4 protein-coding genes and 2 pseudogenes are annotated in these 4293 nt (G+C 70.5%); 2 read left to right on the forward strand and 4 right to left on the reverse strand.

Annotated features, from left to right (window positions below):
- Window positions 1–85: 85 nt before the first annotated feature.
- Both ABZ260_RS47570 and ABZ260_RS47575 read left to right on the forward strand, forming a co-directional pair.
- Window positions 86–871: a sensor histidine kinase gene (locus ABZ260_RS47570; RefSeq protein ID WP_355631619.1), complete on the forward strand. Its 786-nt coding sequence runs from the start codon at window positions 86–88 to the stop codon at window positions 869–871.
- A complete protein-coding gene (locus ABZ260_RS47575) occupies window positions 868–1644 on the forward strand; it encodes a response regulator transcription factor (protein ID WP_355631622.1) in 777 nt (258 codons plus the stop codon). Before ABZ260_RS47570 ends, ABZ260_RS47575 begins: the two co-directional genes overlap by 4 nt.
- Here ABZ260_RS47575 and ABZ260_RS47580 read toward each other — a convergent pair.
- From ABZ260_RS47580 to ABZ260_RS47595, 4 genes and pseudogenes are all read right to left on the reverse strand, one after another.
- A pseudogene (locus ABZ260_RS47580) lies at window positions 1639–1947 on the reverse strand (DUF4158 domain-containing protein); the annotation flags it as partial. The gene ABZ260_RS47575 and the pseudogene ABZ260_RS47580 overlap by 6 nt on opposite strands.
- Window positions 1948–1956: 9 nt before the next feature.
- Complete coding sequence (locus ABZ260_RS47585) at window positions 1957–3144, reverse strand: SLC13 family permease (protein ID WP_355631625.1); 1188 nt, start codon at window positions 3142–3144, stop codon at window positions 1957–1959.
- A gap of 198 nt (window positions 3145–3342) precedes the next feature.
- Window positions 3343–3942 carry a dephospho-CoA kinase gene (gene coaE / locus ABZ260_RS47590; protein WP_355631628.1) on the reverse strand — a complete coding sequence of 200 codons (600 nt, stop codon included), beginning with the start codon at window positions 3940–3942 and terminating at the stop codon, window positions 3343–3345.
- 143 nt (window positions 3943–4085) lie between these two features.
- Window positions 4086–4293: pseudogene (locus ABZ260_RS47595) on the reverse strand (hypothetical protein); the annotation flags it as partial.

A 4293-nucleotide genomic window follows, 5' to 3' on the forward strand; every position in this document is an offset into this window, starting at 1 on the left:
GACGCGCTGCCCCTGTTCCTGCTGAAGATCGCCGCCGCCGCCGCGGTGGTGATGGTGGTCATCGTGCAGCTCGCCAGGTTCACCTGTGGTGCTGCAGTTGGCGGCGGTCATCGTGCCGGTGCCGCTGATCGCCGGTGACAACCTGCGCTGGCGCCGCCGAGCCCAGGCGCGAGTCACGGAGCAGGAACAGGTCAGCGCGGTGGAACGGGCCCGGCGCGAGCTGCTGGAGGAGCGTGCCCGAATCGCCCGTGAGATGCACGACGTGGTGGCGCACCACATGTCCGTGATCGCCGTACAGGCCTCCAGCGCAGCGCGTCGGCTCGGCGGGGTGCCGGCCCGGGCTGAACAGGAGTTTGACTCCATCGGGGCGGCGGCCCGGCAGTCACTGGCCGAGATGAGGCGGCTGCTGGGCGTGCTGCGCAGCGACGACGCGGTGCCGAGGCGCGCTCCGTTGCCGGGGCTGGACCAGGTGGGCGAGCTTGCGGAGGTCACCAGGCGGGCCGGCACCCCGGTCGACCTGACGGTGAGCGGCCTGCCCGCGCGCATGCCGCCGGGAGTGGAGCTGTCGCTCTACCGGATCGTGCAGGAGGCGCTCAGTAACGTGATACGGCACGCACCGGGCGCCGCCACGGCTGTGATGATCACGGGGAACGGGACCGGGCTGCGGGTCGTGGTGGAGAACGCGCTCCCGGCGGACGGGAGACGCACGCCCATCGAGCCGACCGCCACCGGGCACGGGCTGGTCGGGATGCGAGAGCGGGCCGCCATGCTGGGCGGTGTCCTACTGGCAGGGCCCGCACCAGGGGGTGGGTTCCGGGTCGAGCTGACCCTCCCCCTGGTGCCGGCCGAGCCGAAAGACGGTGACACGTGACGATTCGGGTGCTCATCGCCGACGACCACGCCATGGTCCGAGCGGGCTTCGGCGCGTTACTGGCCGCCGAGCGGGACATCGAGGTCGTCGGTGACGCGGCCGACGGTGAGCAGGCCGTAGCCCAGACCCGAAGGCTGTGCCCCGACGTTGTCCTCATGGACGTCCGGATGCCTGGGCTGGACGGACTTCGGGCGGCCCGGCTGATCCTCACCCCTCCTCCGAGAGAGCACCGGCCGCGCGTGTTGATGCTCACCACCTTCGATGTGGACGACTACGTGTACGAGGCGCTGCGCGCGGGCGCCAGCGGCTTCCTGCTCAAGGAGGCGCCACCCGGTGACCTGATCTCGGCGGTGCGGGTGGTGGCGGCGGGGGACGCGCTGCTGGCGCCTTCGGTGACCCGGCGCCTCATCGAGGAGGTCGTCCGGTGCCGGCCCGCGCTGCCCAGCTCACCCTCCCGGACGGGGAGGCTGACCGAGCGCGAGGCCGAAGTGCTCCTCCACATCGCTCGGGGTCTGTCCAACACTGAGATCGCCGCCGCACTCGTCGTCGCCGAACAGACCGTCAAGACGCACATCGGTCGCATCCTGACCAAACTCGATCTGCGGGACCGTGCTCAGGCCATCGTCTTCGCCTACGAGAGCGGCCTTGTCATACCTCGCTCCGGTCTTCCCTTCATCCCGGAAGCCGCGCCCGCCGAGACGCGCGCCTCGCCGCTCGGCGCGCACGACATTCTTGGCCGGCCATACCGCGACCTTGGTGGCGTCGGCGGTTGAACAGATGCGAAAGCCCAGGTGCTTGTGGATCTGGCCGCGGTGGTACTCGATCGTCGAGCCGGACCACTTGTACAGCCCAAGCTCCGAGGCGGGCACCTTGACCTGCTTGGCCACGTGCTCGACCGCCTCGTCAGGCACCTCAGAGCGTTCTCGCGGAAACCGGCCGTACCGCGTGTAGAACTCCAGCAAGATCGCGAAGACGAGTCGCGTGGCGCCGCGCTTTCCGGCGATGAGATCGCGTTCCTCGTCCAGGATCGTCCAGTGCTCGACGAGTTCGTCGATGTGCAGCGGGTGGCCTGTCATGCCTGTCCATCAGGCGGTGAGCAGCAGGGCCGCCACAGTCGCGGGGACGGCCACCACGACCAGTACGGTCCCGGTCAGCACGAAGGTGAGCATCGGCACCCGTACTCCCCTGCGGCGGCACCACTCGAACCAGAGCAGGGTGGCCAGGGAGGCCCACGGGGTGATCACCGTGCCGACGTTGGTGCCGATGAGCAGGGCGAGCAGTGCCTCCCGATCGCCCGCGGGGATGACCTGCTCCACCGCGGTGTAGGCGGGCAGGTTGTCGAGCAGATTGGACAGCACCGTGCCGACGGCCGCCACCCGGTAGGCGCCGTCGCCCGTGTCGGTTCCGACCAGGGTGCTCATCACGGCGGCCAGTCCGTGCCGGCTCAGGGTGGGCACCACCAGGAACAGGCCCACCACGAAGACGAGCAGCTGCCAGGGGAACAGCGCGGGGGTGAGCTTGGCGCGGTCGCGCCAGGCGAAGGCGGCGACCATCAGGGCCGCCCCGGCCAGGGCGGCGAACTGGATCGGCAGCTCCAGCAGGATCGCGGCGATGAACAGCGCACAGACCCAGGCGGCGGTTCTGAACAGCACCGGGTCCGCGACCGGCTCGGAGGCCGGCGGGATGTAGCGGTCGGCGCCGCGCCGGCCTCGGCGCCAGAAGAACACCCACAGGAAGATCATGGTGATCGCGACCGCGACGAGCTGGGGGACCCAGAGCCTTCCGGCGAACTCACGGGTGGACATGCCGATCCGATCCACGACCAGCAGATTCGTCAGGTTCGAGACCGGCAGCAGCAGGCTGGCGGTGTTGGCCAGCCAGAGTGTCGTCATGGCCAGCGGCAGCGCGGCGATCCCGGTCCTGGCCGCGAGGGCGAGCATGACGGGGGTCAGCAGCACCGCGGTGGTGTCCAGGTTCAGGAAGACGGTGACCAGCGACGCGAAGGCCGTGCAGAGCAGGAAGAGCGCGACGTGGTTTCCCCGCCCCAGCATCGCCAGCCGGGTCGCGATCACGTCGAAGAGCCCGGCCTCCTTGACCAGGTCCGCGAGGACGACCACTGCGGCGAGGAAGAGCAGGATGGGCGCGATCCGCTCCATCTCGCTCCAAGCCTCCCGTACGGGAAGCAGGCCGGTCGCGACGCACAGGAGTCCGAGGCCCAGCAGTCCGAGGCGGATCCAGTCCAGGATGCCCAGTCGTCGCAGCACATCGGCCATGATCGCACGCCTCACCTGGGCGGATCGGGCCAGGAGGGATGATCGCGCTCAGTCGGTGGCGCGGGCGGTGAAGACCGTCTGAATCCCGCTCGCCAGGGTGACCTCAGATCTTCGCCGGGCCCGCGACACCCGCTCCGGCCAAGCCTGACCACCGGCGTACCCGGGCGGCTGCCCGGCACGCGGGCGGGCGAACCTCGTTCAGGCGGCGGCGCGGGCGGTGAGGTCCTTCCAGAGGCCGTCCATCCTGGCCTCCAGTTCCTCCAGGGTGCCCTCGTTCGGCACCACGATGTCGGCGATCTCCAGGCGCTCCTCGCGGGTCGCCTGGGCGGCGAGCCTGGCCCTGGCGTCCTGCTCGCTCATGCCGCGCAGCTCGACCAGCCGGGCCACGCGCACCTCGTCGGCGGCGTCCACGACGATCACCACCTCGTACATGGGGGCGAGCCTGTTCTCCGCCAGCAGCGGGACGTCGTAGACCACGATGCTGCCGGGGATCGCCTGGTCCTGCAGCTCGGCGACCCTCGCGCCGACCAGCGGGTGCACGACGGCGTTGAGCGAGGCCAGCTTCTCGGAGTCGGCGAAGACGATCGAGCCGAGCTTCTCCCGGTTCAGCGAGCCGTCCTCGCGCAGGATCTCGGTGCCGAAGACCCCGACCACGCGCGCCAGGCCCGGGGTCCCCGGCTCGACCACCTCACGGGCGATCTTGTCGGCATCGATGACCACGGCGCCTCGGCAGGCCAGCCGCCGGGAGACCTCGCTCTTGCCCGACCCGATACCGCCGGTAAGCCCCACCTTCAACATGATCCGCAGCATACGCGGTACGGGTCGCCCGTCGGCAGACGGGCCGGAGCCACCCTTCGCGGCGCCGGAGGTGGCGCCTGCCACCCTTTCGTACAGGTACGCCCCCCTTTGCCGTCTGCCGCGCCGGAGGGCGTCTGAGCGCCCTACAGCTCCCTGCGCATGTGCACCAGCGTCAGGTGGTCGCTCATCCGCTCCCTGCGGGTCTCGCGGTAGCCGTGGCGGCGGTAGAGCCGCAGGTTGCCCTCCGACAGGTGCCCGGTGAACAGGTCGAAGGCCATCACCTCTTCAACATCCCCCTGCACCCACCCGGGGCGGGCGGTGACGGCCGAGGGGTCGACCGCCACATGGACC

The organism is Streptosporangium sp. NPDC006013 (genome assembly GCF_040614275.1).
Lineage (GTDB): Bacteria > Actinomycetota > Actinomycetes > Streptosporangiales > Streptosporangiaceae > Streptosporangium.

Excerpts from the sequence above, each read along its gene's own strand:
- ABZ260_RS47585 (WP_355631625.1), bottom strand. The coding sequence starts at position 3,144 with ATGGCCGATGTGCTGCGACGACTGGGCATCCTGGACTGGATCCGCCTC.
- coaE (WP_355631628.1), bottom strand. The coding sequence starts at position 3,942 with ATGTTGAAGGTGGGGCTTACCGGCGGTATCGGGTCGGGCAAGAGCGAG.